The following is a 24,527-nucleotide window of genomic DNA, read 5'->3' as shown; positions in this document are numbered from 1 at the left end:
CTTAGTTCGATGCGGCAGTTCGATGCGGCAAATTGAAACTATACCGTCCAGACGGTACAGTTATGTTCATGTTCACCCCGTCCACAACCCAGCACCCCCGTACCCCTTCGATCCACACCGCCCCGTGGCGCGACTGGGCTGCCCTGGCACTCCTGATGTTCCCCGTGCTGCTGGTGGCTGTGGACAATACGGCGCTGACATTTGCCCTGCCGCAAATCGCCCGGTCGCTGGAAGTCGGGGGCGTACAGCTGCTATGGGTCGTGGATGCCTATCCGCTGGTCCTCGCAGCACTGTTGGTGTCCATGGGAAACCTGGGTGACCGGATCGGCCGCCGCCGCTTGCTGTTGATCGGCAGCACGGGCTTCGCGGCCGTTTCCGCGGCCACGGCCTTCGCCCCATCGGCTGAATGGCTCATTGCAGGACGTGCCAGCATGGGCATCTTCGGAGCCATGCTCATGCCGTCCACACTGTCGTTGATCCGCAACATCTTCCCGGACCCGAACCGTCGCCGGCTCGCGGTTGCCGTGTGGGCCGCGGGATTCTCCGGCGGAGCCGCGCTCGGTCCGATCTTTGGCGGTTGGCTCGTGGAGCATTTCCGGTGGGGAGCCGTGTTCCTGGTCGCCGTGCCGCTGTTGCTTCCCCTGCTCGCGTTCGGTCCGTCCTTGATTCCCGAGTCGAAGGACCGCAACCCGGGCAAGCCCGACGTTCCCAGCGTGGTGCTGTCCATCCTGACCATGGCCCCGATGGTTTACGGCATCAAGGAGGCCGCCGTGCACGGGTTCGGCCCGGGTCCCGCGGCCTTCATGGTGTTCGGCCTGGCTATGGGAATTGTCTTCGTCCGGAGGCAGGGCTCGTTGGCATCGCCCATGTTGGACGTTCAGCTTTTCCGGAACAAGGTCTTCAGCACGGCCATTACGGCCAACGTCCTGTCCCTGTTCTCCATGACGGGATTCATCTACTTCTTCGCCCAGCACTTGCAGCTGGTGGAGGGCCAGTCCCCCATGCAGGCAGGGATCGCGATGGTTCCCGCCCTACTTGCCACCATTGTGGCAGGACTGGTGGTGGTCCCTTTGGTCAAGCGGATCCGCCCTGGCCTGGTGGTGGCATCGGGATTGGCGCTGAGCGCGGTGGGATACCTCGTGGCCGCCCTGGGAAACCACAGCCAGGGGCCGGGGTACCTTTTGACGGCGCTCCTGCTGCTGGCCATCGGGGTTGGCTCGGCGGAGACCATCTCCAACGACCTGATCCTCGGCGCGGTTCCTGCCGACAAGGCAGGCGCGGCATCGGCGATCTCGGAAACGGGCTACGAACTCGGATCACTGCTGGGCACAGCCGTGCTCGGCTCCATCCTGACAGCGTCCTACCAACACCATTTGCTGCTTCCGGTCGAACTGTCGGCCCACGCCGCAGAACGCTCGCGGGAGACGCTCGCCGGCGCCATGGACACCGCATCTACCCTGCCCCAGCCATTGGGCGACGCCCTGAGCACCGCGGCGCGTGCGGCCTTTGAATCGGGGGTCCACATCACGGCAGCGATCGGGCTGGTTCTGATGGCGGGGGCGGCAGTCCTCTCCGCCGTCGTGCTCCGCCGCGTGCCGACCGCCAAGTAGGCGGACTCTAGACTGCCTGGTTCAAGGCTGCATCCGGAGCGCTGAAGCTGCGGGTGATTCCGCCCAGGGTGGCGGTGGCGAGGGTCGAGAGGTAGTCGTGCCGGCGTCGGGCGGTAATCCGCGAATGGGGCTCGAAGGATTGCCCGGGATCGTCCGCGTAATGCGCGGACAGCCCGTCGCGCATGAGCCGGATGCCCTCGGCGCGCTGCTGGGAGACCGCGGCGTGGGTGGAGCCGAGTTCCTCGGCGAGTTCCTTCACGGTCCGCCCCGCGAAGTAGATCTCCTCGACGACGTACCGCATCTTCTCCGGCAAGGCCTCGACGGCGGCCCGAAGGTACTTCAGGCGCTCATCGGCCAGGACCGAATGCTCCGGGGAGATCGTCTCCGCCGCGACCGTGTCCACCACCACGTCATCCAGCGGCGACAGCGTCCGCGCGGCATCGGCCAGGGCCGCTTCCACCACGCTGCGTTCAACGCCCAGCGCCGAAGCGGTCTCGGCCACCGACGGGGTGCGGCCAAGGACTCCGGAGAGCGTTTCCTGGACCGACATGGTTTCCTTGATGCGTTTGCGCGCCGAGCGGGTGGCCCAATCGCTGGCCCGCATCTCGTCCGCGAACGCCCCGACGATCCGGCGGCGCGCAAACGCGCCGAAAGGGACTCCGAGGTCCGGATCGAAGGAATCGGCAGACGTTATCAACGCCACGGACCCCACCGACGCGAAATCGTCGCGTGACAAATGAGAAGCTCTCGCGCAGAGCTCCGACACCAAATAGCCAACGAGCGGTAAGTGCTGCAGCACCAGCTCGTTGCGTTCATCGCGATTCAAAATTAGTCCCCCCATGAGACCCGTTTATTGAGTTGCAAAAGCCTGGTTCCAGGGGCTTCATGGGCCAGCTGCTGAGACGGTACAGCGTGCCGAAGATTACATGGACCAGACATGTATTCAGTGAACATACCATCTGAAAAATAACAATGCGTGTACGCTCATGAAAAAGATACAAATCGGGCCTCGGAAAACACGTTTTCGCAGGCCGAACCGGGGAATGGGGAACCGTGGGGGCGGACGAGCTATCAGCGATGCTGTGGCGTGAGCGGAGACAGCTGGAACTGCTGTTGTACCGGCTCGAAACACAGTTGCTGCACGTCCGGGCAGGCAATTGGCATTGGCTGAAATTCACTGCCGCCGACGTGGAAAAGGTCCTGGAAAACCTCCGGTTCGACACGCTTGCCCGGAACATCGAGTCGTCTGCACTGGCCATTGAGTGGCGCCTATCGGCCAACGCAACGCTGCCCATGATTGCCTCAGTGGCGCCGTCCGGAATCTGGCCGGAACTGCTTCAGGAACACCACCATGGCCTGGTCCGTCTGCTCAAGCAGGTCGAATCAACCGCGGCCGCCAATGTCGAAGCCCTCCGGATGGGGCCACAGGGCGCCGGGAACCAGGTGCTTGGCCCAGTACAGCCGGGCGACAGCGTGGCGCCGGGAGTGCCGGAGGCGTTCGCGCACTCCGACACCGTGGATGACGTGACACTCCTTGCGGAAAGCGCCAACATCGAGCGGGCCCTGGCCGTGACGAGGGATTGCTCGCTGCCACTCCTCGCAGAGTTCCTGGGCTTGGCTTAAGACCCAGCCTCTTCCTTGGGGGGCTTCCGCACGGGCGGACGCAGCCCGGCAACGAGTTCCTCGGCGTCGGGGCCGGCCTGGGCAGCAGCGAGGTTGGCCGCGGCGATCGCCTCAACCACTTCGCGACGTTGGATGGACACCCCGCGGGGCGCCTCGATCCCGATGCGCACGCCGTCGCCGCGGCCCTCCATGACGGTGATGACGATGTCCCCACCAATCATGATCTGTTCGCCCGGCTTGCGTGTCAGTACCAGCATGCTCTCAATCTACCTTTCCGAGCACCGCAACGCGGGCGGGCTTGCCGTCCACCCACCCGATGGGTAGGCCGAGTCCGTTGACCGTCTCGGGACTTCCGGTCTCCGACGCGCCGAAAACGGCAAGCGCGTCGACACGGACGCGCTCGGCGGCCAGGGCTGCGGAGAGCGCCCGCACCCAGGATGCCGTGTCTTCAGCCTTCCGCCCGGCGTCGACAACCAGCCACAACTGGTCTGCCGCGAGGGTGGCGATGTCCGCCGCACGCGTCACGGCTTCGCCTTGCCTGCCGAGCCCGTAGGCGACCAGCACGGTTTGGTCGGTGACGACCGCCTGGGCACGGGCCGCCGTCGCGCCCTGGCGCCCCGTCACATGGAGGTGCCCGAAAGCGGTCAGGGCTCCGGCCGTCCGGACGTCGAAGCCGCCCCCAGCGATGGACAATTCCAGTGCTGTCCCTAAGGCGTCGTCGCCGAGGCCAAGCAGGATGACGAGGTTGCCGCTGCCGGCCAATGGCACCGGCACGGCGGCCGGAGGGGCCGCTGGAACGGCGTGCCCGACGACGGCGTGCGGCAACGCGGTCAGCGCGCCTTGCGTTGGTGCTCCGGACGCCGGCGCCCGGAATTCGTTCCCCAGTTGCTCCAATATCCCGGCGAAATCCGGGGAGGCAGTAGAAACAACTGCCTCCGGCCGGTGCATGTCCATCTCGGCCGCGTCGGCCTGCTCCAGGAGCGCGGCTATCGCGAGCCCCTGCAACGCGTGCGCCTCCCCGGCAGCGTGCACCTCCCCGCCCGCTTGCGCCTCCCAACTGACTCGCAGTTGTTGTCGTTCTGGGCCCCCAGAACGACAACTATTGCCAGCTAGTTGGGATGGAACCTCGATGGTGGCCTCGTAGCGATTGGCTGCGAAGAGTCCGGCGATCCCGGGGTTGGTGACTTTCTCGGCTGAGACGATCCGCGCGCCAGGCCCGTATTGCTGCTCGGCCTTCACCCGGATGTCGTCCAGGGATGTGCCCTTAAGCTTGTATTGCTTCGGCATTGCGGACCACCCCCACGGTCTCGATCTGGATGTTCGCGGACGTTACTTCACGGTAGGACAACACGGGAACGCCGCCGTCGGGAGCTGCCACGAGGCGCCGGACCGCCGGCCGCAGCGCCGGAGCGCACACCAGAACGGCCTGCCGTCCGGCATTCGCCGCGGTCTCCACCGAAGCCTGCACGGAGGCCAGGACGGCGTCCAGTCGAGCCTGGCTCATGACAATCTGGGTACCGCCTTCGGCCGGGCGCATGTCTTCGAGCATGGACTGTTCCAGGAGCGGATCGATCATGATCACATTGAGCATCGCGCCGTCCAGGAACTTGGCTGCGAGCGCGGGACCGAGGGATTGCCGGGCGGTTTCGATCAAGGCCTCGGGCTCGGTGGAAACCTTGGCGCGCAAGGCAAGGGCCTCGTAAATGCGGGGAAGATCGTTGATGGGGACCTGTTCTTCGAGAAGGCCCTGCAGCACGCGCTGCACCTCGGCGAGGGACATCAGCCCGGGAATGAGTTCCTCGACGGCGGCCGGGCTCTGCTTGCGCACGCCTTCCGTCAGCACCCGGACGTCTTCGCGGGTGAGGAGCCTCGCGGCGTTGGCGGAAACAATCGATGACAAGTGGGTCACCAGCACGGACACCCGGTCGATCACGGTTGCCCCGGTCATTTCCGCACTGTGGCGCATCTCGGTCGGAATCCATTTTCCGGCCAGCCCGAAGACCGGTTCCACCGTGGAGGCACCGGGCAGAGCGTCAAGGTAATCGCCGAGGGCAAGCAACTTGCCCGACGGCGCCGTGCCGCGTCCGGCTTCCACTCCGGCAATGCGGATCGCATAGGTGGCCGGTGGCAGCTCGACGTTGTCGCGCGTGCGGACGGGCGGAATCACGATCCCCAACTCCATGGCGATCTTGTGGCGGAGGGAGCGGACGCGGGCCAGGAGGTCGTCCGAGGCACCGGAAACCATGTCAACAAGGTCCGGAGCCAGCAGGATCTCGACGGGGTGGATGCGCATGTCCTGCATGAGCCGCTCGTTGGGATCTTCCTCGGAGCTCAGGGTGGCTGCTTCCTGCGCGTCCTCCGCCTCGCTCTGCTTTCTTTGCTGGGCCGCCAGGCGCCTGGAACCGAAGAGCAGGAAGGCGCCCACCAGCAGGAAGGGAATGATGGGCATGCCGGGGATGAGCGCCATGGCGACGGCGGCCAGTCCCGCGATGAGCAAGGCGTTGGGCGACTGCATGAGCTGCGAGGAGGCCGTCCGGCCCATGTCCTCCTCGGCATTCGACCGGGTGACGATCATGCCCGTGGACACGGCCATGAGGAGGGCCGGGATCTGTGTGACGAGACCGTCGCCCATAGTCAGCAGGCCATAGGAGTTCAGCGCATCGCCCACGTTCATGCCGCGCTGCAGCACGCCGATGGCAATGCCGCCAACGAAGTTGATGATGATAATGATGATGCCGGCGATCGCATCGCCCTTGACGAACTTCGAGGCACCGTCCATGGCGCCGTAGAAGTCGGCCTCGGCGGAAACCTCGGCGCGGCGCTTGCGGGCCTGGACATCGGTGATGAGGCCGGCGTTGAGGTCCGCGTCGATGGCCATCTGCTTGCCGGGCATGGCGTCCAGGGTGAACCTCGCCCCCACTTCGGCGACGCGTTCGGCGCCCTTGGTGACCACCACGAATTGGATGACCACCAGGATGAGGAACACCACGGCGCCGATGATCATGGAGCCGCCCACGGTGACCTTGCCGAAAGCGTCGATCACTTGGCCGGCGAACCCTTGTCCCAGCACCAGCCGGGTGGACGCCACGTTGAGCCCCAACCGGAACAGCGTGGCCACGAGCAGCAAGGACGGGAAGACGGAAAAGTCCAGGGGCTTCTTGACGAACATGCTGGTGAGCAGGACCAGGAGGGCCAGCAGGATGTTGCAGACAATCAGGAAGTCCAGCAGCGGCGCGGGCACGGGAACCACCAAGAGCAGCACGATGCCCACGATTCCCACCGGCACGGTGAGCCTGGCGAATCTGTTGTTCATTGCGGTGTCCTGTCCGGGATGGCGTGGTTGTTGGGTGGGGTTCGGGGGCTCCGGTCAATGCGGTGGCCAACGCGCGGGCTCATGCCGGGGCTCCGGCCATGGTTCCAGCCACTCCTGGCACACGATGGATTCCGCGTGCCGCTCCCCTCGCCTTGAGCGACATGACGAACGCCAGGACTCCCGCCACGGCCCGGTACAGCTCCACAGGGATTTCCTGGCCCAGTTCGCACGCCGAATGCAGTGCCCTGGCCAGCGGAATGTCCTGGACCATCGGGACAGACTTCGCCTCCGCTTCTTCCCTGATCCGGGCAGCGATCACCCCCGCCCCCTTGGCCACCACGCGCGGTGCCGCTTTGCCGGCGTCGTACTTCAGCGCCACGGCGACGTGGGTCGGGTTGACGATCACGACGTCGGCGTCTGCGATCGCGCCGATCATGCGGTTCCGGCTCATGCTCAATTGCCGCGAGCGGCGCTGGGACTTGATGAGCGGATCGCCGTCGCTGTTTTTGTTTTCGTCCTTGATTTCCTTTTTGGACATTCGCGTCTTCTTGCGGTTGCGGCGCATGACCACGAAGATGTCCGCGGCGGCCAGGACCAGGCCGGCCAGCACCGCGAATTGGATCAACGAACCGATGCCTCCGGTCGCTGCCGCAAGGATGCCGGACACCGGCAGTCCCCCGGCGGTGAGCAGCACCGGGACGAGCCCCTGCACCACCGTGTAGAGGACAAGCCCGACGACGGCGGTCTTCAGGAGCGCTTTCAGCCCGCCCCACAGGGCCTGCGCGCCGAAGACCCGTTTGAGGCCACTCACAAGGTTGAAGTGCTCAAACTCAACGCGGAATTTCTTGAAGTGGATGCCGCCCTGGACGGCGGATCCGGCCACCACGATCACCATGACCACTACGAACAAAGGCCCCAGCACCTGGGCCAAGGAGCCGAACCCGGCTTCGAGCGCCGCTACCGCTTTGGCCGGTTCGGGGTTCGCGATCACGGCGCGGACGGTGAACAGTTGGTCCGCGGCAACGTTGGAGGCACGCTCGATAGTGGAGGGGATCATGGCCGCCGCGGAGCCGACGGCGAGCCAGGCGGTGAGGTCCTGCGATCGGGAAAGCTGCCCTTTGGACCGGACCTCCCGCATCCGTTTGTCGGTGGCTTGCTCGGTTTTCTCCTGTGAATCCGACATCAGCCCACCCCCATCAGGGTGTTCGCCGCCTGCTCGGCGAGCATGGCAACGAGCCGGGGCAGCGCCAGGAACAGGAATCCTGCGAGCCCGAGGGTGATGAACACCTTGAGCGGGAAGCCCAGGGCGAAGGCATTCAGGGCGGGCGCAACACGGGTGAGGAGCCCGAGCCCGATGTCGGCGAGTACCAGCACCACCAACAAGGGCCCGGCGATTTGAACCGCGGCAAGGAACATCCCCGTGACAGCCGAAATCATCGCTTGGACAGGCTGTGCCATGTCCAGTCCACCGGCCAGCGGCAACGCCGTGAAACTGCCGGTCAGGCCGCCGATCACCAGCTGGTAGCCGTCCGAAGCGAAAAGGAGTGCCAGTGCGGCCATCTGCATAAGCCGGGTGAATTGGGCGCCGTTGATCATCATCTGGGGATCGAAGCCCTGGGCCATCTGGAAGCCGCTGAAGAGGTCAATCAGGCTGCCGGCCGATTGGATGGCCGCGAAGACGAGCAGGACAAGGAAGCCGAGGACCACGCCGGTCACGAGTTCAAGCACCACGGCCGTGATGAAGCCCGCGGTGTCCTTGGAGGTGTAGCCAACGGAGAGGCGTTGGGAGACGGCCAGCCCTATACCGATGCCGAGCATCCCTTTGATGCGCAGTGGAATTGCCTGGTGCGAGAAGGGAGGGGCCACCACCAGGAAGGCCGTCATCCGGACGGAGGCCAACAACAGGACCTCAAGCCAGGACTGGTTGAAGGGAAGATCCACTTCACGCTCCGCCGATCAGCCCGGGTATCCGGGCAAAGAGCTCGTTCGTGAAGGAAACAGCCTCGGTGATCATCCAGTGCCCGCACACCACCAAGGCCACGGCCACGGCGACTGCCTTGGGCACGAAGGAGAGGGTGGCTTCCTGGAGCTGGGTGATGGACTGCAGGAGGGAAATGGCGAGGCCCACCACCAGCGCGGTGACCAAGGCGGGCGCGGCCAGCTTGGCCGCAAGAATCAGGGCCTGGAGGCAAATGTCCAGGACTGCGTTGGTATCCATCAGCCGCTCGAATAACTCTGGATCAGGGCGGTGATCACCAGTCCCCAGCCGTCCACCAGGATGAACAACAGGATCTTGAAGGGAAGGGAGATCATGACCGGCGGGAGCATCATCATGCCCATGGACATCAGGGCGGCCGAGACCACCAGGTCGATCACCAGGAACGGGATGAAAATGACGAAGCCGATGATGAATGCCGCCCGGAGTTCGGAGATCATGAACGCGGGGATGAGTGTCTGCAAAGGGACCGATTGCGGGTTGGCCGGGTTATCCAGCTTGGCGGCCCGGGTCATGAGGGCAATGTCTTCCTGCCGGGTGTGGGCCACCATGAAGTGCTGGAGTGGCGCGGATCCGGCCGAAACGGCTCCGTTGAAATCCAGCGTGCCGTTCAGGTAGGGCTGGATGCCGACGTTGTTGATCTCCGAAATCACGGGCCACATCACGAACAGGGAAAGGAAGAGCGCCAGCCCGGCCAGCACTTGGTTGGGCGGGATGGACGGGAGGGACAAGGCGTTGCGGGTCATGGCCAGCACCACGAAGATCTTGGTGAACGAGGTCATCATGAGCAGCAGGGCAGGAGCTACGGAGAGCAGCGTGATCCCGATCAGCGTCACCACTGCGGTGGATGGCTTTCCGTCCAGCCCATTGATGTTGATGCTGACGTTGCCGTTGGAGGGTTGGGCAGGTGCCGTGGGAGCTGCGGGCGCCGTGGGTGGCGTGGGGCTGACCGGTGCCGCATGTCCACTTGCCGTGCCCAGCCACAGGAACAGGCCCGTCAGCACGAGGACACAGAGCACCGCTGGCAGCGTCCTGCGCACAGCCAGCAACTTCCTGCCGGTGCGGTGGGCATCGGCAGGCCCCAGAGTCGCGATCAATTTCGGCGTCCCCTGATGGCTTCGGCGGCCTGCCGCCAAGTGGAACCGGCAAGGATGGATCCATGCATGGGCTGTGCTTTGTCGAGCCCGCTGCGCCGGTGGATCTCGCTGCGGCGGGTGTGTCCGGCAGCTTGGAGTCCACTGCCTTGGGATGACGTTTGGGGCCCGTTGTCCGGAAGCGACGTTCCTCCGGCGTCACGGAAGATATCGGCGAAGCTCTCGGGTGCCGTCGCGACTTCAGGAAGTTCCACGGGGACGTCACCACTGTGCAGGACGTTGATGGCGTGTTCGGTGACGCCCAAAAGGAATCGCTTGTCACCGGCGTCGACCACCACAACGGAGGCCTTTTGGCCGACAGTCTGCCGGCTGACCACCGTCAGGGTGGTGTTGGCCCGGCGTCGTCCCTTGGCCTTTCCTTTGAGCAGGCGGCGCTGCAGGACCCATATGAGCCCGAGCACCGCACCCAGGGCCACGAGCACGCGCAGCCCGAGGATGACGGAATCCATCTAGTAGATTCCCTCGGCGACGTCCAGGATGCGGGTGATGCGCACTGCGTAGTCCTGGTCCACGACGACGACCTCACCGTGCGCGATCAGGCGCCCGTTGAGGAGGACATCGGCGGGCGCACCGGCCGAGCGGTCCAGTTCGATCACCTTGCCCGGTTCCAGGGCGAGGGCGTCGCGCACGGACATGCGGGTGCGGCCGATTTCCACGGTGAGGGCCATTTCGACGTTGCTGATCAATCCGAGGCGGGACGAAACCGCCGCGGGTTGAATGCTTCGCGCGGCGGCAGCGTCCTGCACGGTCCCGTGTTCGCGGACCCGGACGGCGAACCAGCCAAACGCCTGCCCGCCGTCCATCGCTTGCCGCTGGCGCAGTTCAAAAACAGCGGTCTCGGGGTCGGACAGCAGCCCGGCGGCGTCTTCCTCGCGCAACTCCCCCAGCACGCCGGCGTCGAACGCGTCGGCCGCGTGTTCCATCGCGGGACGCAGGACGTCGATGGCCGACACGACGGCGGAGTGCCCTTGCTGGGTGCCGCCGGCAGCGGCCAGGAAGGAACGGTCCGTGAGGATGAGCGCGAAGTCCGCCGTCACGGCGCCCACGAACGTGGCGGTGACCGCGAGCGGTGCGTATGCCGCTGCGGCGTGGGGCGGGACAATGCCGGCGACGTGCAGCGTGGCAGGAGCCGGCAGCTGCGTGGCCAAACGCTCGGCCGCGGACTCGTGCAGGGTCAGGGTGATGCTCATCGCTGGTTCTCCTCGATTGTGACGATGACGGCGGCTGCACGGGAGCCGTTGCGGGCAGGTGCCGCGGTGGCCAGGCGGGTGCCATTGATGGCGACGTCGAACGGCCGGTTCTCCAGGTGCGGCAGCTGAATGACGTCCCCGACGGCGAGGCCCAGGATCTGTGCCGGCGTCACCGGAGTGGGGCTCAACTGGATGGCTATGTCTACCGGTACCTGGGTGACCTGGGCGCGGACCAGCGCCTCGGCGTCGCGGCTGTGGACGGTGGGGTTCACGTCGCCGAGCCCGGAAAGGAGGACGTCGGCGGGAATCGCGAGACTGGCCGCAGCAAGGCTTTCGCCCACCTTCACGGTGAATGAGGCCACGATCATGAGTTCCGCCGGAGCCGCGGCTTGGGCGAACTGGGAATTGTACTGGATGACGTCCATGCGCACCGGGGTGGTCAGCAGGGCACCAAGCGAATAGCTCAGGTCCTCCAGCCCGTCTTCCACCATGCGGCTGATGAGGGCCTGCTCGATCTGGGTGAACTTGCGGTCCGGGACTGCCGTTTCGCTCGCCCCGCCCAGCATGCGGGTGACCCAGGACAAGGCCGCGGTGGCGGGAAACTGCATGACCAGCCGCGACTCGCTTCCGTCGATGCGGCACAACACCATCGAGGTGACGGAAGGGAGGGACGCGGCGTATTCGTCGTAGCTCTGCATGATGAGCTGTTCAAGGGTCGCGGTGGACTTCACGCGGACCTTGGCCGTGAGCTGTGTTCCCCACTGGCGGGCGAACGTCTCGAACGCGACTTCCAGGACGCGGCTGTGCTGGCGAGGCAAGGTGGTGGGCCTGCGGAAGTCATAGACGTCCACGGTGCGCTGCCGTACCGCCGATTGATCTTCCTGTTCACTCACGGTTGCCACTATCGGCAAGGAAAGTGCAGGCGTAAGTGACGAGTTTTCGGGCGGCTGGCGGGTGTGGCCCGGGGCCGCACCCACCAGCGCGGGCGCAGGCTATGCGGCCGGAGCCTGGGAAATCCTCACCATGTTGCCCGAAGGATCACGGAAGGCGCAGTCGCGGGGACCCCATGGCTGGTCGATTGGCTCCTGCATGACCTCAGCGCCGGAAGCCCTGACCTTCTCGAAGAGCGTGTCGACGTCGTCGGAACGGAAGACGATCGGCCCCAGGACGCCCTTGGTGAGCAGCTCCTGGAGGGAGTCGCCGTCGGCCTTGGACCGGCCCGCGTGCGGTTCGGAAAGCACGATTTCAACACCCGGCTGGTCCGTGCTGCCGAGCGTCACCCAACGGAATCCGCCTTGTGCCACGTCGTTGAGCACCTCGAGGCCGAGGGCATCCCGATAGAAGGTGAGTGCTTCGTCGGGATCGTTGACAGTGATGTGTGAGTACTGCAGTGAAATAGTCATGGCAACGACGCTAGTCCGCTGCGCCCGCACGCGCTTCTCGAATCCTGCTCGCTTCCTGCGGGAGGCTACGGAGTTCCGAAGCCGGCGTCGCCGAGAACCTTCTTGCCTTCGCTTCCCGTCACCAACGCGATGAATGCCGCGGCCAGGTCCTTGTTCTTGCTGGTGCCCACGGTGCCGATCGGGTAGGTGTTGACGGCCTTGTCCGCCTCGGGGAAGGTGATGCCCTTGACCTTGTCCCCGGCGCCCTTGACGTCGGTGACGTAGACGAGTCCGGCGTCGGCCTCGCCCGAGGCCACCTTGCCCAGGACGTCAGTCACGGATGACTCTTCACTGACGGGCTTCAAGGTTGTACCGGTGGCCTTTTCGATGGTTTGCGCTGCGGAGCCGCACGGTACTTGGCTGGCGCAGACCACCACCTTGACGCCCGGTTTGGCCAGGTCCGCGAAGGAACTGATCGACGCCGGGTTCGACGGCGGGACGGCGATGGTCAGGACGTTGGTGGCGAAGTTCTTGGCCGTTCCGTCGAGCAGCTTGGCGTCGGAGAGCTTGGCCATGTTCTTGGTGTCGGCCGAGGCAAAGACATCCGCCGGAGCGCCTTGGGTGATCTGCGTGACGAGATCAGATGACCCCGCGAAACTCAGCGCCACTTTGGTACCCGGGTTCGCTGCCTCGAATTCACTCGCCAGCTTGGTGAATGTTGCCTTCAGCGACGCAGCCGCGTAGACCGTCACCTTGCCCGAAAGCCTAGGCGTCGCGCTGGCGCTGTCGGATCCGCTGCTGACGGTGCTCGCGGGTGTGCTTGCACCGCAGCCGGCCAGGCTGGCCGCGAGGGCGCCGGCAACGAGCAATGCGGCGAAGGGCTTGCGGGTGATCCTCATATGGCGCTCTTTCCTTGGGGTGTTTCGATCATGACTGTGGTGGCCTTGACCACGGCTGTGGCGACCGAGCCGAGTTCGAGTCCGAGCTCCCGGACGGCCTCGCTGCTCATGAGGGATACGACACGGAAGGGACCGCATTGCAGTTCCACTTGTGCCATGACCGTGTCGGCCGTGATGCCGGTGACCAGTCCGACGAAGCGGTTGCGTGCAGAGCGGCCCACCCTGGTGGGATCCTCGGGCAGCTGCGCCTGGTCCCGCGCGAGGTGGGCAAGTTCCAGCCCGTCCACGGCCAGCCGCCCGGAATCATCCTTGACCGGGGTCAGGATGCCGTTCTCGGTCCAGCGCCGGACGGTATCGTCACTGACGCCCAGGAAACGAGCTGCTTCAGATACTCGAATATTTGGCATGGCATCAGAATAATCCTCAAATGCGGTAATGACGGCATATATCTTCCGCAAATCAAATGTGACCGTTTTCCCGCGGTGATCCCGCGGTGATGCTGTCCCGCCCGGCAAGCGTCCAGGACGCAGCAGAGGTCCCGCCCTGTCAGGACGGAACCTCTGGCGTATATCGGCCGGCTACGGCGTATCAAGCAGTCAGTCGGCGGCAACCGCAAGCGCTTCGCGGCTCTTGCTGGCTTCGTTCCGGCTGGGCCGCGTGCGTATCTTCGCCACGCACGCGGGCATGGCGGCCACGGCCAGGTGTTCGCGGGCGCGGTACGTGCTGGGCGGCACCCCCACAAGTTCGGTGAACCGCGAGCTGAAAGAGCCAAGTGACGTACAACCGACCTCCATGCACGCGTCGGTCACGCTCATTCCGCCGCGCAGCAGTGCCATCGCGCGCTCGATGCGGCGGGTCATCAGGTAGTTGTAAGGGGTCTCGCCATAAGCGGCCCGGAACTGCCGGGAGAAGTGTGCCGGTGACATGAACGCATGGCTGGCCATGGTGGGTACGTCGAGGGGTTTGGCGTACTCGCGGTCGATCAGGTCACGGGCCTTTCGCAAGTACGTGAGCCGGGCGATGTCTTCCGGGGTCATGCCACGAGCGTACCTCGGCACGCCGACCACTTCCATGGTGTCCGACGCCGTTCGGTCACCGACCGCTCATGCTACACGGCCGCTACTGGCCACCGGCCCTCGCCTTGAGCGCCTCGGGGATCAGGGCGCGGACCACTTCGGGCTTGTCCGAGAGGACGACGACGTCGACCCTGCGGTTGAGTTCCATGAGCGCCTCGGTGGAATCGTCGTTGACCTGCCGGGCGGATCCGTACGCGACTGCGCCGATGTGCCCTGCCGAAATGCCCCCGTGGTCGACGAGGTACCTGAGGACGTTGACGGAACGCGCGGACGAAAGCTCCCACGTGGAGGGATACGAGGTGACCCCGTTGGCGGCATGGCCTTCCACCATGATTTCGAGGGCCGCCTTGGCCATGGTCGGGGCAATCATGCCAAGAACCTGGCTCGCGCGGGGCGTGAGGTCCGGCCGGTCGGGTTCGAAGAAGGTCTGCGATCCTACGAGTTTCACGGTGAGCCCGCGTTCGTTGATCTGGAACTGCACATTGGCACCCAGCCCCGCGGCGTCGAGCTTGGACTTCATGTCGTCGCGCAAAGCGGTGAGCCGGGCCGCTTCCTTCAGCGCGAGGTCCAAGTTGGAGAATCCCTGGGCGTCGGCGCTGGTGTATTCCGGCGGAACGACGGTCCCGGTGGCGGTGTCCACCTTCTGGCTGACCACCGTGCCGAATCCCGTGGCCAGCGAGTTGCGGAGCTTGTCGAATTTGGCCTGGTCCACGGTGGACATTGCGAAGAGCACGATGAACATGCACATGAGCACGGTGACCATGTCCATGTAGGACGCCATCCAGCGTTCGTCGACGTGCTCTTCGGCGGGAGGTGAGCCGCGGCGGCGTCGGGACCTCATGCGGCCTTGGACGAAGCGAATTTGCCGGGGCGCGTTTCGTCGTCGTCGCCCTTGCTTGCTGTTTTCGCGTTGCCGAGCCGGTCCGGGGGAACCATGGCGCGGAGCCGTTCGGCGAGGAGGAGGGGCTGGGTCCCGTTCTGCACCGCCAGCATGCCCTCCATCAGGAGGGTCATGCGTTCGATTTCCAGCTCGGAAAGTCGCTTGAGCCTCGAGCTGAAAGGCAGCCAGATGAAGTTCGCGGACAACAAACCCCACAGGGTTGCCACGAAAGCGGAGGCGATCATCGGCCCCAGATGATCGGGCGAGGAAAGGTTCTCAAGGACGTGGGTCAGCGATACCACGGTGCCGATAATGCCGATGGTCGGCGCGTAGCCCCCCAGGCTGGCGAAGAATTTGGCGGAGACGTGGTCGCTGCGCATCTTGGAGTCGATCTCGTCCTCCATGAGGATGCGCAGCTCTTCGGCATCCGTGCCGTCGGCGATGTTCTGCAGTGCACGGGCCAGAAAGGGATCTTTCTCCTCCGTGGCCGCCTCTTCGAGGGAGAGGAGACCCTCGCTGCGTGCCTTCTCGGCGAAGCCGATCAGTTGGTCGATGCTGTCCTGGGGCTTGTCCGTCTTTCCCTTGAACGCCTTGGGGAGGTCCTTGAACGCCCGGACGGTATCGCGGAACGTGTTCCCGGCCAGTCCCACGGCCAAGGTGGCCCCGAAAACCAGGACCATGGGCGCGGGAAGCAGGAGGGCCATGAGGTTGGCGTCTTCGAGGGTCACCATGGCGACCACCGAACCGAAGGCCAGGAACAGGCCGATTATTGTCGAGGGATCCATGGCTTACCTTCCGTCCGTGTCCGGGGTGCGCACGAGGCTCAGCGGATAGCCCGTCACGATGGGGAGATCCTGTGCCCGCCGAAGAATATAGGCCCGGTAGTTCGCAATAAGGTCCACGACCTCCGCGAGGCTTTCCCGCACGACATACGTGGCGCCGTCGAGCGTCACCAGATGGGTGTCCGGGCTTTCGTGGATCCGTTCAATGATGTCCGGATTCACGGCAAAGCGGGTGCCGTTCAGGCGGGTGACAACGATCATGGGCCGTTTCTGCTTTAGGTAGGGAGGCGCTGTGAGGAGGGCGGTTCAGTCCCTACTGTCGGCCGGAGGGAGCCTCCCGTTAGGCAGTGTCAGCGCAACGTCGCTGGGCGCACGCGTACCGGGGCGAGGATTCCGATGATCATGACGGCGGTCACCGAACCTGCCGCCATGATCGCCGCGAGCACCACTATTTGGAAGCGGCCTGCCTCAAAGGGAGAAACGCCACCGAAGATGGCCCCGACAAAGGCCCCGGGCAGCGTGACAAGTCCTGTCGTCTTGGTTTGATCGGTTGACGGGATCAGAGCCGAATAGACCGTCCGCCGGGCAAGATCAAGGGTGGCCTGCCTCGGGGTGGCGCCGAGCGCAAGCCACCCCTCAACTTCCTCCCAGTGCTCGTAAACGGATTCCTTGAAGCGCCGGCCGGCCAGGACTGCGATGGTCATGCCGTTGCCGATGACGATCCCGCCAATCGCGAGCGCGTAGCGGGGAGTGAACGCGATGGCTCCCGTCGCGAAGATGACGGCAAGGGTTATTCCGATGCCCGTGGCCATTGAGCCGCTGACAAGGCCCAAATGCGGCAGGCTCCAGCCAATGCGTCGCGTGGCACTTATCGCGGCTACCGCAAACATCACCAGAAGTGCGACGGCCACCCATAGCGGGCTGGTGATCACACCCCCCAAAACAAAGCTGATCGCGGCGAGCTGTATGGCCCCGCGGAGGATGGCTAGTGCAGGCGCGAAAGGGTGCGGGGTCCGGAACACCAAGAGCAGTGCCAACGTGGCCGCCATCAGGATGCCGACGCCGAGGAAGGTCGGCAGGAATTCGGCGAGACCGGGCATGGAGCCAGCTTATCGACTGCCGCAAGGGCACCCGCCCAAGGGGCACATCCACCATCCGCGCATTAGGGCACGTAAATCTTGCGTAATGCGTGTGATTCCGGTCACGATGGGGCTTTCTGGATGGAAATTTAGGTATGGCTAACCTAAAGTTTCAAGCTGTGAGCCCGCTTTTACTTCCCCCGGGCTCCCTTGGATTTGCTCGCAGAAAGAAGCCCTCATGAAGATTCGCGCTAACGCGCTGGCCGGCATCGCACTCGCCGCCACTGCAGCCCTGAGCCTGGCCGCGTGCGGCAACGGCACCGCCTCCTCCGCAGCCCCCGAGTCTGCTGCCGCCGACGCTAATGTGTCCGGCGAGATCACTGTCTACAACGCCCAGCACGACACGCTGACCAAGGAATGGGTGGACGCGTTCACCAAGCAGACCGGCGTCAAGGTCACGCTCCGCCAGGGTTCCGACTCCGAGCTCTCGAACCAGATCATCCAGGAAGGCGCGGCATCCCCGGCCGACGTCTTCCTCACGGAGAACTCCCCCGCCATGGCCCAGGTTGAGAACGCCGGCCTCTTCGCGGACATCGACAAGGCCACCGTGGACCAGGTCCCGGCCGCATACCGCCCGTCCACCAACAAGTGGACCGGCATCGCCGCCCGCTCCACCGTCCTGGTGTACGACAAGACCAAGATCAGCGACGACAAGCTGCCCAAGTCCATGCTGGACCTGGCCAAGCCGGAGTGGAAGGGCCGGTGGGCCGCTTCGCCGTCCGGGGCTGACTTCCAGGCCATCGTTGCAGCCCTCCTCGAACAAAAGGGCGAGGCAGCCACGACTGAGTGGCTCAAGGGCATGAAGGACAACTTCAAGGCCTACAAGGGCAACAGCACAGCCATGAAGGCAGTCAATGCCGGCGAAGTCGACGCCGCATTGATCTACCACTACTACTACTATGGCGACCAGGCCAAGACCGGCGAGAACTCCAACAAGGTCACCCCGTACTTCTTCAAGAACCAGGATCCGGGCGCCTTCCTGTCCGTCTCCGGCGGCGGCGTGCTGAAATCCTCCAAGAACTCGGCGGCTGCCCAGACCTTCATCAAGTTCATCACCGGCAAGCAAGGCCAGGAAGTCCTCAAGAACGGCACCTCCTACGAATACGCGATCGCTTCCAACGTGGACTCGAACGCTAAACTCGTTCCCATCAGGGATCTGCAGGCTCCCACCGTCGATCCGGCCAAATTGAACTCCGCAAAGGTCACCGACCTGATGACCAAGGCAGGACTGCTGTAATTCCGTGACCACTGATCTATCGGCTCGCATCTCTCCGGACATCCCGGAAGCTTCGGCGAGCACGACGACGGCGGGCAGGGGCAAGCGCCCCCGCCCGCCTTTCGGCGTTTCCGCAATATCCCTCCTGGCGGTGCTGATCGCACTGTTTTCGCTCATCCCGCTGGGGTACGTCGCTTACATGACGGCCGCGACCGGGTGGGACACCGCCGTCGCGCTCATCGTCCGGCCGCGCGTCGGCGAGTTGCTCCTCAATACCGTCATGCTGGTGGTCTTCACGGTGCCCATATGCTTGGTGTTGGGGGTTGGCGGAGCGTGGCTCGTGGAGCGGACCAGGCTGCGCGGGCATCGCTGGTGGGCCGTTGCCTTGGCAGCCCCGCTGGCCATCCCGGCGTTCGTCAACAGCTATGCGTGGGTGACCGCCGTTCCCTCCCTGGAGGGCATTTGGTCCGGCGTGCTCATCGCCACGCTGTCCTATTTCCCCCTCGTCTACATTCCAGCCGCGGCGACCCTGGGGCGTCTCGACCCCGCGATTGAGCAGTCGGCGGCGTCCCTTGGCTTGGGTCCGTGGGCCATCTTCTTCCGGGTGGTGCTGCCACAACTGCGGATCGCCATGACGGGTGGCGCACTCCTGGTGTCGCTGCACCTGCTGGCCGAATACGGTGCGTTCGCGATGATCCGCTTCGACACCTTCACCACCGCGATCATGACCCAGTTCCAGTCCACGTTCAACGGCACGGCCGGGAACATGTTGGCAAGCGTCCTGGTGTTCTTCTGCCTCATCCTGCTCCTCGCGGAGGTCAGGAGCAGGGGAACCGCACGCTACGCACGCGTCGGTTCCGGCGCCCAGGCCAAGCCGACCAAACTGCGCCTGGGCCTCTACGAACTTCCCTCACAGCTCGGCCTGCTTGCCCTTACGGTGTTGGCCTTCGGATTGCCGATTTTCTTCGTCCTGCGCTGGGTGATAGCTGGAGGCGCCCAGGTCTGGTCGGCCGACGAGTTCCTTCCGGCGCTGCTCCAGACCCTCGCATACGGCACCGTGGGCGCCGCGGCGACAATCGTCGTCGGCTTCCCCATGGCCTATCTGGCCGTGCGGCACCCGAGCTGGTTCACCAAGATGCTGGAACTGTCCAACTACGTCACCAGCTCCCTGCCCGGCATCGTGGTGGGCCTCGCCTTCGTCACGGTGAGCATCCGCATGGTGCCTGGGGTCTACCAGACCTCCGGGGTCCTGATTGCCGCCTACGTTCTGTTGTTCCTCCCGCGGGCGCTGGTCAATATCCGCACCGGACTGGCCCAAGCCCCCAAGGAACTCGACGAAGCCGCGCAATCGCTCGGCAAGGCTCCTCTGGTGTCCTTCCTGAAAGTGACGCTCCGCCTCACGGCTCCAGCCGCCGCCGGCGGTGCCGCGCTGGTGTTCCTCGCCATCGTCAACGAACTGACGGCAACGCTGCTGCTGTCCCCCAACGGCACGCATACCCTCGCCACGGAATTCTGGAGCAAGAGCAGCGAGATCGACTATGCGGGCGCGGCACCCTATGCCCTGCTCATGATCTTGTTGTCTGCCCCCATGACGTACCTGCTTTTCCAACAGTCCAAGAAAGTAGCCGGACAGTGACTGAACAATCCCCCTCAAGGCTTCCGTCACCGCGTGTGGCGGCCTCTGTGGCTCCCACTACCAACACGCATCTGGACATCGCCGAGGTCACCAAGAACTTCGGCTCCCAGGCTGTGCTGAAGGGCGTGAACCTCTCCGTGGCCAAGGGCGGAACAACTGCCATCGTCGGGCCCTCCGGTTCCGGCAAGACCACCCTGTTGCGCCTGATCGCCGGATTCGAGCACCCGGACACCGGTTCCATCAGCCTCGGTGGAAACAAGGTAGCCGGCGACGGTATTTGGGTACCTGCCCACAAGCGGCACGTCGGCTATGTTGCCCAGGACGGCGCGCTCTTCCCGCACCTGACGGTGGGGCAGAACATCGCGTTCGGACTGGACAGGTCAGCGCTCGACGGCGGCCGCCGCGCCGTCAAGACGCGCGTCCAGGAACTGCTCGACATGGTTTCCCTCGATGCGGACATGGCGAAAAGGCGGCCCCACCAGCTCTCGGGAGGCCAGCAGCAGCGGGTGGCTCTCGCCCGTGCCTTGGCCCGCGAACCGCAACTGATGCTGCTCGACGAACCGTTCTCCGCGCTCGACGCCGGCCTCCGCGTGGCCACCCGGCGTGCCGTGGCCAAGGTCCTGAACGAAGCCGGGGTCACCACCATCCTGGTGACCCACGATCAAGCCGAGGCCCTTTCCTTCGCGGACCAGGTGGCGATCATGCGTGGCGGAAAGCTGGCGCAGATCGGCAATCCGTTCGTTGTGTACACGCGTCCCGCCGACCGGGCCACGGCCGAATTCCTCGGTGATGCGGTCATCCTGGACGCCTGGATGGAAGGCTCCCTCGCCACGTGTTCCCTGGGTGGCATCCCCGTACGCCGTCCCCCCGCGCAGGGCCTGGTGCAATTGATGCTCCGTCCGGAACAGATCCGGATTGCTCCGGATGGTCCCATCCGCGGCGTCGTGGTCGATACCGACTACTTCGGCCCGGAGACCACCGTGCGGATCAAGCTCGCTCCCCGCGTTCCCGCCGAAGGTGCCGCCCGGACCTACCCGGGAGGCGGAGAGGTCATCACCATCCGCCACTGGAACGCGTCCATCACCAGGCCAGGCACGGAACTGAGCCTCCGCGTTGTAGGCGAAGGCGTGGCCTTCCCGATGGAGGACTAGGAAGACAGCACGACGCCGATGGCGCGCCGCCGAGCGCCGTGCTAGCATCGTGGCGATCGTGATCAATCGGCAGGAGGTGAGTCCCATGAACGCAGTATCCGCAATGGGTGCTCCCCTGCAGTCCACGATCTCGCGACCGAAATAGTCGCCACTGGGAGCGCCAAACAGGCAATTCGCGAAAGGCGACTCCCATGAACACAACTTCTTCCATACCTTTGCACTCCCGCGAGCGCGCGCTGGTCCTCGGTGGCGGCGGATCGACAGGCAATGCCTGGCTGATCGGCGTCCTCGCTGGCCTCTTCGAGGCCGGGCTGGATGTGACCGATGCCGATCTGACCATCGGCACGTCGGCCGGATCGACGGCCGCGGCCCAGGTTGCAGGCGCAAGCCCGACTGAACTGTTCGCCAACATCCTTGACGCCGTCCCCCTGCAACGGCCCGCGCCGGTCGGGTCCGGAGCCGGACGCGCATCAGCCAGGCCGGTGGTGAACCACCTTGATCGGATCAACAAGATCATCGCCGATGCCCAGGACGTGGCTGACATGCGTCGGCGACTGGGCGCGGCGGCGCTCGATATGGATGCGGCGTCGGACGGCGCCTGGTCAACTCAATGGCGCAACACGGTCGCCACGCGGCTGCCCAGCCAGCACTGGCCTGAACGGGCGGTGCTCATCACCGCGGTCGATGCGCGAACCGGTGAGCCGGTCGCATTCGACCGCCATAGTGGGGTCGATTTGGTGGACGCAATCGCCGCCAGCTGTTCCAGTGGCCTGCCTTACAAGATCGGAGACAACCTCTACCTCGACGGCGGTTACCGATCCAACGCCGAGAATGCCGATCTGGCAGCCGGATACGAGCGCGTCCTGGTGCTCTCGCCCTTCGGTGGCAGATCACTGCAACCGTTCGAGTGGGGCACGCATCTAGCAACGCAGGTCGACGAACTCCGGGCACGCGGAAGCCGGGTCGAAACGATCTTCCCGGACAGCAACTCCGAGCACATGTTCGGTGCGAATGCCATGGATCTGTCGCTGCGTCCGCCCGCCGCCAAGGCGGGTTACGAGCAAGGCAAAACCCTTGCCGGGCAGCTCATCGGGTTCTGGAGCTGAGCGCCTTGGGTTGCTGACCCGGGAGAGGCATAGCCTTATGGCATGACCGCAAGCTACAGATACGACGTGGAGATCCTGCATCTGCTCGTGTCATCCGGCCACGCCTACTTCGGCCGTGCACGTGATGGTGCCGCCGAGGTGCCCACCGCGGATGCCGGGCAGGTCGACGTCGTCAGCGGAAAGGGCATCGTCGGTGACCGGTTCTTCGGCAAGGCCGCGCACATGGATGCCGCAGTCACCCTGATAGCCATCGAGTCGCTCGAAGCGATGGCTGCTGAGCTGGGGGTCGCACCTTTTGATCCGCTCCTCACCCGCCGCAATGTAGTCCTCAGGGGAGCCCACTTGGCTCCCCTGCTGGGCGAGGAGTTCGCGTTGGAATCCGGCGGCAGCGTTGCGCGGTTCCGGGGCGGGCGGCCTGCCCATCCCTGCGCTTGGATGGACCAGGTCCTGGCTCCGGGCGCGCACGCCGCCATGCGCGGACGCGGCGGCGTGCGCTGCCAACCGCTTTCGGATGGCATCCTGCGTCGTGGCCCAGCCGTGTTAATTAGCCCTGTGCCGCTTGATCCCGACAAGGCCGGTGCGGCCACGCTCCTCCGGGCTTCACGGCTTCCCTAGCTCAGTTCCTGCCGGGGTTCCGCATCGGAGGCAGCGATCGAGGCGTTGGCCTGATCAGCCAATGAACGCTGCCGACGACTCGCCAGGAGGAATGGCACTGCGATCAACTCGATGACCCCGCTGATCGCCAACGAGGCGGGGTAGCCGTACACATCGGCCGCCCGGCCGAGCAGCGGCTGCACCACCACTCCCCCGCTTGATCCCATGAGCGAGTCGAAGCTCAGCACTGTTGCCCGCTGCTTCGACGGGATCATGTCGTTCACGTAGGCCTGCCGCACCGGTGTGGCCGCCGAGGCGACCATGGCCCAGAACGTCAACAGCGCCAAAGCGACCAAGAAGACACCCGTGGACCCGAGCACCACCAGAATCGATGCGCTGGCCACTCCGCTCAGAATCAACACTGTGGTGCGTTTACGAACCAGGCGCCGGATGCGCGGTGCAATCCACCCGCCCAGTACCTGTGCTCCTGCCACGATGGCCGCAGCCAGGCCCGCAACGGAGTATGCGTGCGGGTCTCCGAAGAGCTGAAGCAGGTACGGCTGCAGGGCATAGAACACGTAGATCCCGACGCCGGCGCTGAACGGGGCTGCCAGCATCACGTAGCGTACGGGAGGATTTTTCAAACCGTTCTCGATCGAGGCGTCGACGACGGCGCGGCTCGCCTTGAGCGGATGGGCAGAATGCTCCGGGGTGAATCCGACGTCGCGCATGAGAAAGAAGGCCACGACGAACATAGCGAGGAGCACCCCGACGCGAATCAGGAACGGCACTCCGAGATTGGTGGCCTGCGCGATCACCCCGCCAGCCACCGAGCCCGCAAGCATGGCAGCACCTGACACCATCTGCCCGCGCCCGAGCACCGTCTCCAGGCCGCCCTCATATCCGGTGAAGCGCAACGCGTCCACGAGCCAAGCCTCCACCGCACCCGAGAAGAAGGTGAAGCCCAGGCCGAGCAGCAGCGACACCACGGCCCACCACCAGAACGGCGCCAAAAACTGCCACAGCAGATAGTAAAGGTAGGTGGAACCGGCCAGCGTCACGGTGCCCAGGAGGAACGAAACGCGGCGTCCCCAACCGTCGGCCACCACTCCGGTGGGCACTTCGAACACCACCATTCCTGCCGTGAAGAAGGCGTTCGCCGCGAAGGCCTCGAGGTTGCTGAGCCCCGCATCCAGCAGGAAGAGGGTGTTGATCCCCCAGATGAACGAGGCCGCAAGGGTATTGCCAAGGGTCAACGTGAGAAAGATGCTTTGGATCTTTCGGGCGGCAGGGGTCATCGGGGCGACGTCCCCGCCTTGACGAGGGGCAACCACGTGGCCATTCTCGTCCGCTTCGGCAGCGCGCGCCAGAGCCCGAGGAGGCTGGTCCGCTAGCCGGGCGATACCGCGCCCCATAGGTGCGCCCTGACGGCGGCCCCGCAAGGTCCGTTCTCGAAAAATTCCGTCGAATTCCGGGATTTTCGGCGGGCAGACGATCTTCGAGCTAATAATGTCGTAGGTCCCTGAGAGGCTTTTCTTATGGAGCGGACTCGGGGAACGCAGCTGATGGGATCCGGCGCGCCAGCGGGCTGCGCGGGTCCGGATGCTGCCGTGCCGGGCGTCTGCGTGCGGGAGCTGATCGATGCCGTGAGATCGCTTCGGCCAGCCGCTGCCTTTGAACTTGTGGGCGGCACCGGACCGGACCGCGCCGAACTTATCGACCAGCTGCGTGCCCTGGAGGACTTGAAGTCCGCGGCAGCGGCCGCGCAGGCCAGGATCGC

27 protein-coding genes and 1 pseudogene are annotated in these 24,527 nt (G+C 65.0%); 8 read left to right on the top strand and 20 right to left on the bottom strand.

What is annotated here, in order from left to right; all coding sequences use genetic code 11:
• Positions 1–68 precede the first annotated feature (68 nt).
• On the top strand, positions 69–1,610 hold the full coding sequence (locus tag QRN45_RS08085) for an MFS transporter (protein WP_284762905.1): 1,542 nt from the start codon (positions 69–71) through the stop codon (positions 1,608–1,610).
• Between the two features lie 7 nt (positions 1,611–1,617).
• On the opposite strand, the gene QRN45_RS08080 is transcribed toward QRN45_RS08085, so the two are convergent.
• Positions 1,618–2,451 (bottom strand): sigma-70 family RNA polymerase sigma factor, encoded by an 834-nt coding sequence (locus QRN45_RS08080; protein WP_284762904.1) that lies wholly within the window; start codon positions 2,449–2,451, stop codon positions 1,618–1,620.
• Positions 2,452–2,663: 212 nt separating this feature from the next.
• On the opposite strand from QRN45_RS08080, the gene QRN45_RS08075 reads away from it, so the two are divergent.
• The gene (locus tag QRN45_RS08075) at positions 2,664–3,233 is read left to right on the top strand and encodes a hypothetical protein (protein WP_241708131.1); all 570 of its coding nucleotides are present in this window, start codon (positions 2,664–2,666) and stop codon (positions 3,231–3,233) included.
• Here QRN45_RS08075 and QRN45_RS08070 read toward each other — a convergent pair.
• From QRN45_RS08070 to QRN45_RS07985, 18 genes are all read right to left on the bottom strand, one after another.
• Positions 3,230–3,490 (bottom strand): carbon storage regulator, encoded by a 261-nt coding sequence (locus QRN45_RS08070; protein WP_078106302.1) that lies wholly within the window; start codon positions 3,488–3,490, stop codon positions 3,230–3,232. The genes QRN45_RS08075 and QRN45_RS08070 overlap by 4 nt on opposite strands.
• 4 nt (positions 3,491–3,494) lie before the next feature.
• Positions 3,495–4,520: a hypothetical protein gene (locus QRN45_RS08065; protein ID WP_284762903.1), complete on the bottom strand. Its 1,026-nt coding sequence runs from the start codon at positions 4,518–4,520 to the stop codon at positions 3,495–3,497.
• A complete protein-coding gene (locus QRN45_RS08060) occupies positions 4,498–6,546 on the bottom strand; it encodes a flagellar biosynthesis protein FlhA (protein ID WP_284762901.1) in 2,049 nt (682 codons plus the stop codon). Before QRN45_RS08060 ends, QRN45_RS08065 begins: the two co-directional genes overlap by 23 nt.
• A gap of 79 nt (positions 6,547–6,625) precedes the next feature.
• Complete coding sequence (locus QRN45_RS08055) at positions 6,626–7,729, bottom strand: EscU/YscU/HrcU family type III secretion system export apparatus switch protein (protein WP_284762899.1); 1,104 nt, start codon at positions 7,727–7,729, stop codon at positions 6,626–6,628.
• Positions 7,729–8,487 carry a flagellar biosynthetic protein FliR gene (locus QRN45_RS08050; RefSeq protein ID WP_284762898.1) on the bottom strand — a complete coding sequence of 253 codons (759 nt, stop codon included), beginning with the start codon at positions 8,485–8,487 and terminating at the stop codon, positions 7,729–7,731. Before QRN45_RS08050 ends, QRN45_RS08055 begins: the two co-directional genes overlap by 1 nt.
• Before the next feature lies 1 nt (position 8,488).
• A complete protein-coding gene (gene fliQ / locus QRN45_RS08045) occupies positions 8,489–8,764 on the bottom strand; it encodes a flagellar biosynthesis protein FliQ (protein WP_078106307.1) in 276 nt (91 codons plus the stop codon).
• Positions 8,764–9,591, bottom strand: coding sequence for a flagellar type III secretion system pore protein FliP (gene fliP / locus QRN45_RS08040; RefSeq protein WP_502870702.1), 828 nt, complete (start codon positions 9,589–9,591; stop codon positions 8,764–8,766). The genes fliQ and fliP overlap by 1 nt, the downstream gene beginning before the upstream one ends.
• A 44-nt stretch (positions 9,592–9,635) precedes the next feature.
• On the bottom strand, positions 9,636–10,145 hold the full coding sequence (gene fliO / locus QRN45_RS08035) for a flagellar biosynthetic protein FliO (RefSeq protein ID WP_078106308.1): 510 nt from the start codon (positions 10,143–10,145) through the stop codon (positions 9,636–9,638).
• Positions 10,146–10,886: a flagellar motor switch protein FliN gene (fliN, locus tag QRN45_RS08030; protein WP_241708126.1), complete on the bottom strand. Its 741-nt coding sequence runs from the start codon at positions 10,884–10,886 to the stop codon at positions 10,146–10,148.
• Positions 10,883–11,779 (bottom strand): flagellar motor switch protein FliM, encoded by an 897-nt coding sequence (locus QRN45_RS08025; RefSeq protein ID WP_078106310.1) that lies wholly within the window; start codon positions 11,777–11,779, stop codon positions 10,883–10,885. The genes fliN and QRN45_RS08025 overlap by 4 nt, the downstream gene beginning before the upstream one ends.
• Positions 11,780–11,878: 99 nt before the next feature.
• The gene (locus QRN45_RS08020) at positions 11,879–12,289 is read right to left on the bottom strand and encodes a VOC family protein (RefSeq protein WP_078106415.1); all 411 of its coding nucleotides are present in this window, start codon (positions 12,287–12,289) and stop codon (positions 11,879–11,881) included.
• A 65-nt stretch (positions 12,290–12,354) separates the two neighbouring features.
• Positions 12,355–13,167 carry a molybdate ABC transporter substrate-binding protein gene (modA, locus tag QRN45_RS08015; RefSeq protein ID WP_284762894.1) on the bottom strand — a complete coding sequence of 271 codons (813 nt, stop codon included), beginning with the start codon at positions 13,165–13,167 and terminating at the stop codon, positions 12,355–12,357.
• Positions 13,164–13,574, bottom strand: a complete 411-nt coding sequence (locus QRN45_RS08010; protein ID WP_264637460.1) for a TOBE domain-containing protein — start codon at positions 13,572–13,574, stop codon at positions 13,164–13,166. The genes modA and QRN45_RS08010 overlap by 4 nt, the downstream gene beginning before the upstream one ends.
• Before the next feature lie 189 nt (positions 13,575–13,763).
• On the bottom strand, positions 13,764–14,204 hold the full coding sequence (locus QRN45_RS08005; RefSeq protein WP_241708123.1) for a helix-turn-helix transcriptional regulator: 441 nt from the start codon (positions 14,202–14,204) through the stop codon (positions 13,764–13,766).
• 82 nt (positions 14,205–14,286) lie between these two features.
• Positions 14,287–15,084 (bottom strand): OmpA/MotB family protein, encoded by a 798-nt coding sequence (locus QRN45_RS08000; RefSeq protein WP_078106314.1) that lies wholly within the window; start codon positions 15,082–15,084, stop codon positions 14,287–14,289.
• Positions 15,081–15,908, bottom strand: a complete 828-nt coding sequence (locus QRN45_RS07995; RefSeq protein ID WP_241708122.1) for a motility protein A — start codon at positions 15,906–15,908, stop codon at positions 15,081–15,083. Before QRN45_RS07995 ends, QRN45_RS08000 begins: the two co-directional genes overlap by 4 nt.
• Before the next feature lie 3 nt (positions 15,909–15,911).
• Positions 15,912–16,166 carry a flagellar FlbD family protein gene (locus tag QRN45_RS07990; RefSeq protein WP_284762892.1) on the bottom strand — a complete coding sequence of 85 codons (255 nt, stop codon included), beginning with the start codon at positions 16,164–16,166 and terminating at the stop codon, positions 15,912–15,914.
• Between the two features lie 89 nt (positions 16,167–16,255).
• The gene (locus tag QRN45_RS07985) at positions 16,256–17,005 is read right to left on the bottom strand and encodes an ABC transporter permease (protein WP_264637459.1); all 750 of its coding nucleotides are present in this window, start codon (positions 17,003–17,005) and stop codon (positions 16,256–16,258) included.
• A gap of 217 nt (positions 17,006–17,222) precedes the next feature.
• Here QRN45_RS07985 and QRN45_RS07980 point away from each other — a divergent pair, with 217 nt between their 5' ends.
• The 5 genes from QRN45_RS07980 (at position 17,223) to QRN45_RS07960 (ending at position 22,768) form a co-directional block, all read left to right on the top strand.
• Complete coding sequence (locus QRN45_RS07980; RefSeq protein ID WP_284762891.1) at positions 17,223–18,281, top strand: iron ABC transporter substrate-binding protein; 1,059 nt, start codon at positions 17,223–17,225, stop codon at positions 18,279–18,281.
• Between the two features lie 4 nt (positions 18,282–18,285).
• Positions 18,286–19,896 (top strand): ABC transporter permease, encoded by a 1,611-nt coding sequence (locus QRN45_RS07975; RefSeq protein WP_284762890.1) that lies wholly within the window; start codon positions 18,286–18,288, stop codon positions 19,894–19,896.
• Between the two features lie 47 nt (positions 19,897–19,943).
• A complete protein-coding gene (locus tag QRN45_RS07970) occupies positions 19,944–21,047 on the top strand; it encodes an ABC transporter ATP-binding protein (protein WP_241708117.1) in 1,104 nt (367 codons plus the stop codon).
• A 191-nt stretch (positions 21,048–21,238) separates the two neighbouring features.
• On the top strand, positions 21,239–22,153 hold the full coding sequence (locus QRN45_RS07965; RefSeq protein WP_284762889.1) for a patatin-like phospholipase family protein: 915 nt from the start codon (positions 21,239–21,241) through the stop codon (positions 22,151–22,153).
• 42 nt (positions 22,154–22,195) lie between these two features.
• Positions 22,196–22,768, top strand: coding sequence for an MOSC domain-containing protein (locus tag QRN45_RS07960; RefSeq protein WP_284762888.1), 573 nt, complete (start codon positions 22,196–22,198; stop codon positions 22,766–22,768).
• On the opposite strand, the gene QRN45_RS07955 is transcribed toward QRN45_RS07960, so the two are convergent.
• Positions 22,765–24,045 carry an MFS transporter gene (locus tag QRN45_RS07955; RefSeq protein WP_284762911.1) on the bottom strand — a complete coding sequence of 427 codons (1,281 nt, stop codon included), beginning with the start codon at positions 24,043–24,045 and terminating at the stop codon, positions 22,765–22,767. The genes QRN45_RS07960 and QRN45_RS07955 overlap by 4 nt on opposite strands.
• Positions 24,046–24,285: 240 nt before the next feature.
• Between QRN45_RS07955 and QRN45_RS07950 the strand changes: the two are divergent.
• A pseudogene (locus QRN45_RS07950) lies at positions 24,286–24,527 on the top strand (hypothetical protein); the annotation flags it as partial.

The organism is Arthrobacter sp. efr-133-R2A-63, from assembly GCF_030209795.1.
Classification (GTDB): domain Bacteria; phylum Actinomycetota; class Actinomycetes; order Actinomycetales; family Micrococcaceae; genus Arthrobacter; species Arthrobacter bambusae_A.
The sequence above is the reverse complement of the archived record's forward strand: the minus strand, read 5'-3'. Positions and strand labels throughout refer to the sequence as shown.

What these genes read in the sequence shown, in the direction of transcription:
- QRN45_RS08085 (WP_284762905.1), top strand. Translation starts at nt 69, where the DNA reads ATGTTCACCCCGTCCACAACCCAGCACCCCCGTACCCCTTCGATCCAC.
- QRN45_RS08080 (WP_284762904.1), bottom strand. Translation starts at nt 2,451, where the DNA reads ATGGGGGGACTAATTTTGAATCGCGATGAACGCAACGAGCTGGTGCTG.
- QRN45_RS08070 (WP_078106302.1), bottom strand. Translation starts at nt 3,490, where the DNA reads ATGCTGGTACTGACACGCAAGCCGGGCGAACAGATCATGATTGGTGGG.
- QRN45_RS08065 (WP_284762903.1), bottom strand. Translation starts at nt 4,520, where the DNA reads ATGCCGAAGCAATACAAGCTTAAGGGCACATCCCTGGACGACATCCGG.
- QRN45_RS08060 (WP_284762901.1), bottom strand. Translation starts at nt 6,546, where the DNA reads ATGAACAACAGATTCGCCAGGCTCACCGTGCCGGTGGGAATCGTGGGC.
- QRN45_RS08055 (WP_284762899.1), bottom strand. Translation starts at nt 7,729, where the DNA reads ATGTCGGATTCACAGGAGAAAACCGAGCAAGCCACCGACAAACGGATG.
- fliQ (WP_078106307.1), bottom strand. Translation starts at nt 8,764, where the DNA reads ATGGATACCAACGCAGTCCTGGACATTTGCCTCCAGGCCCTGATTCTT.
- fliO (WP_078106308.1), bottom strand. Translation starts at nt 10,145, where the DNA reads ATGGATTCCGTCATCCTCGGGCTGCGCGTGCTCGTGGCCCTGGGTGCG.
- fliN (WP_241708126.1), bottom strand. Translation starts at nt 10,886, where the DNA reads ATGAGCATCACCCTGACCCTGCACGAGTCCGCGGCCGAGCGTTTGGCC.
- QRN45_RS08020 (WP_078106415.1), bottom strand. Translation starts at nt 12,289, where the DNA reads ATGACTATTTCACTGCAGTACTCACACATCACTGTCAACGATCCCGAC.
- modA (WP_284762894.1), bottom strand. Translation starts at nt 13,167, where the DNA reads ATGAGGATCACCCGCAAGCCCTTCGCCGCATTGCTCGTTGCCGGCGCC.
- QRN45_RS08010 (WP_264637460.1), bottom strand. Translation starts at nt 13,574, where the DNA reads ATGCCAAATATTCGAGTATCTGAAGCAGCTCGTTTCCTGGGCGTCAGT.
- QRN45_RS08005 (WP_241708123.1), bottom strand. Translation starts at nt 14,204, where the DNA reads ATGACCCCGGAAGACATCGCCCGGCTCACGTACTTGCGAAAGGCCCGT.
- QRN45_RS08000 (WP_078106314.1), bottom strand. Translation starts at nt 15,084, where the DNA reads ATGAGGTCCCGACGCCGCCGCGGCTCACCTCCCGCCGAAGAGCACGTC.
- QRN45_RS07995 (WP_241708122.1), bottom strand. Translation starts at nt 15,908, where the DNA reads ATGGATCCCTCGACAATAATCGGCCTGTTCCTGGCCTTCGGTTCGGTG.
- QRN45_RS07990 (WP_284762892.1), bottom strand. Translation starts at nt 16,166, where the DNA reads ATGATCGTTGTCACCCGCCTGAACGGCACCCGCTTTGCCGTGAATCCG.
- QRN45_RS07985 (WP_264637459.1), bottom strand. Translation starts at nt 17,005, where the DNA reads ATGCCCGGTCTCGCCGAATTCCTGCCGACCTTCCTCGGCGTCGGCATC.
- QRN45_RS07980 (WP_284762891.1), top strand. Translation starts at nt 17,223, where the DNA reads ATGAAGATTCGCGCTAACGCGCTGGCCGGCATCGCACTCGCCGCCACT.
- QRN45_RS07965 (WP_284762889.1), top strand. Translation starts at nt 21,239, where the DNA reads ATGAACACAACTTCTTCCATACCTTTGCACTCCCGCGAGCGCGCGCTG.
- QRN45_RS07960 (WP_284762888.1), top strand. Translation starts at nt 22,196, where the DNA reads ATGACCGCAAGCTACAGATACGACGTGGAGATCCTGCATCTGCTCGTG.
- QRN45_RS07955 (WP_284762911.1), bottom strand. Translation starts at nt 24,045, where the DNA reads ATGACCCCTGCCGCCCGAAAGATCCAAAGCATCTTTCTCACGTTGACC.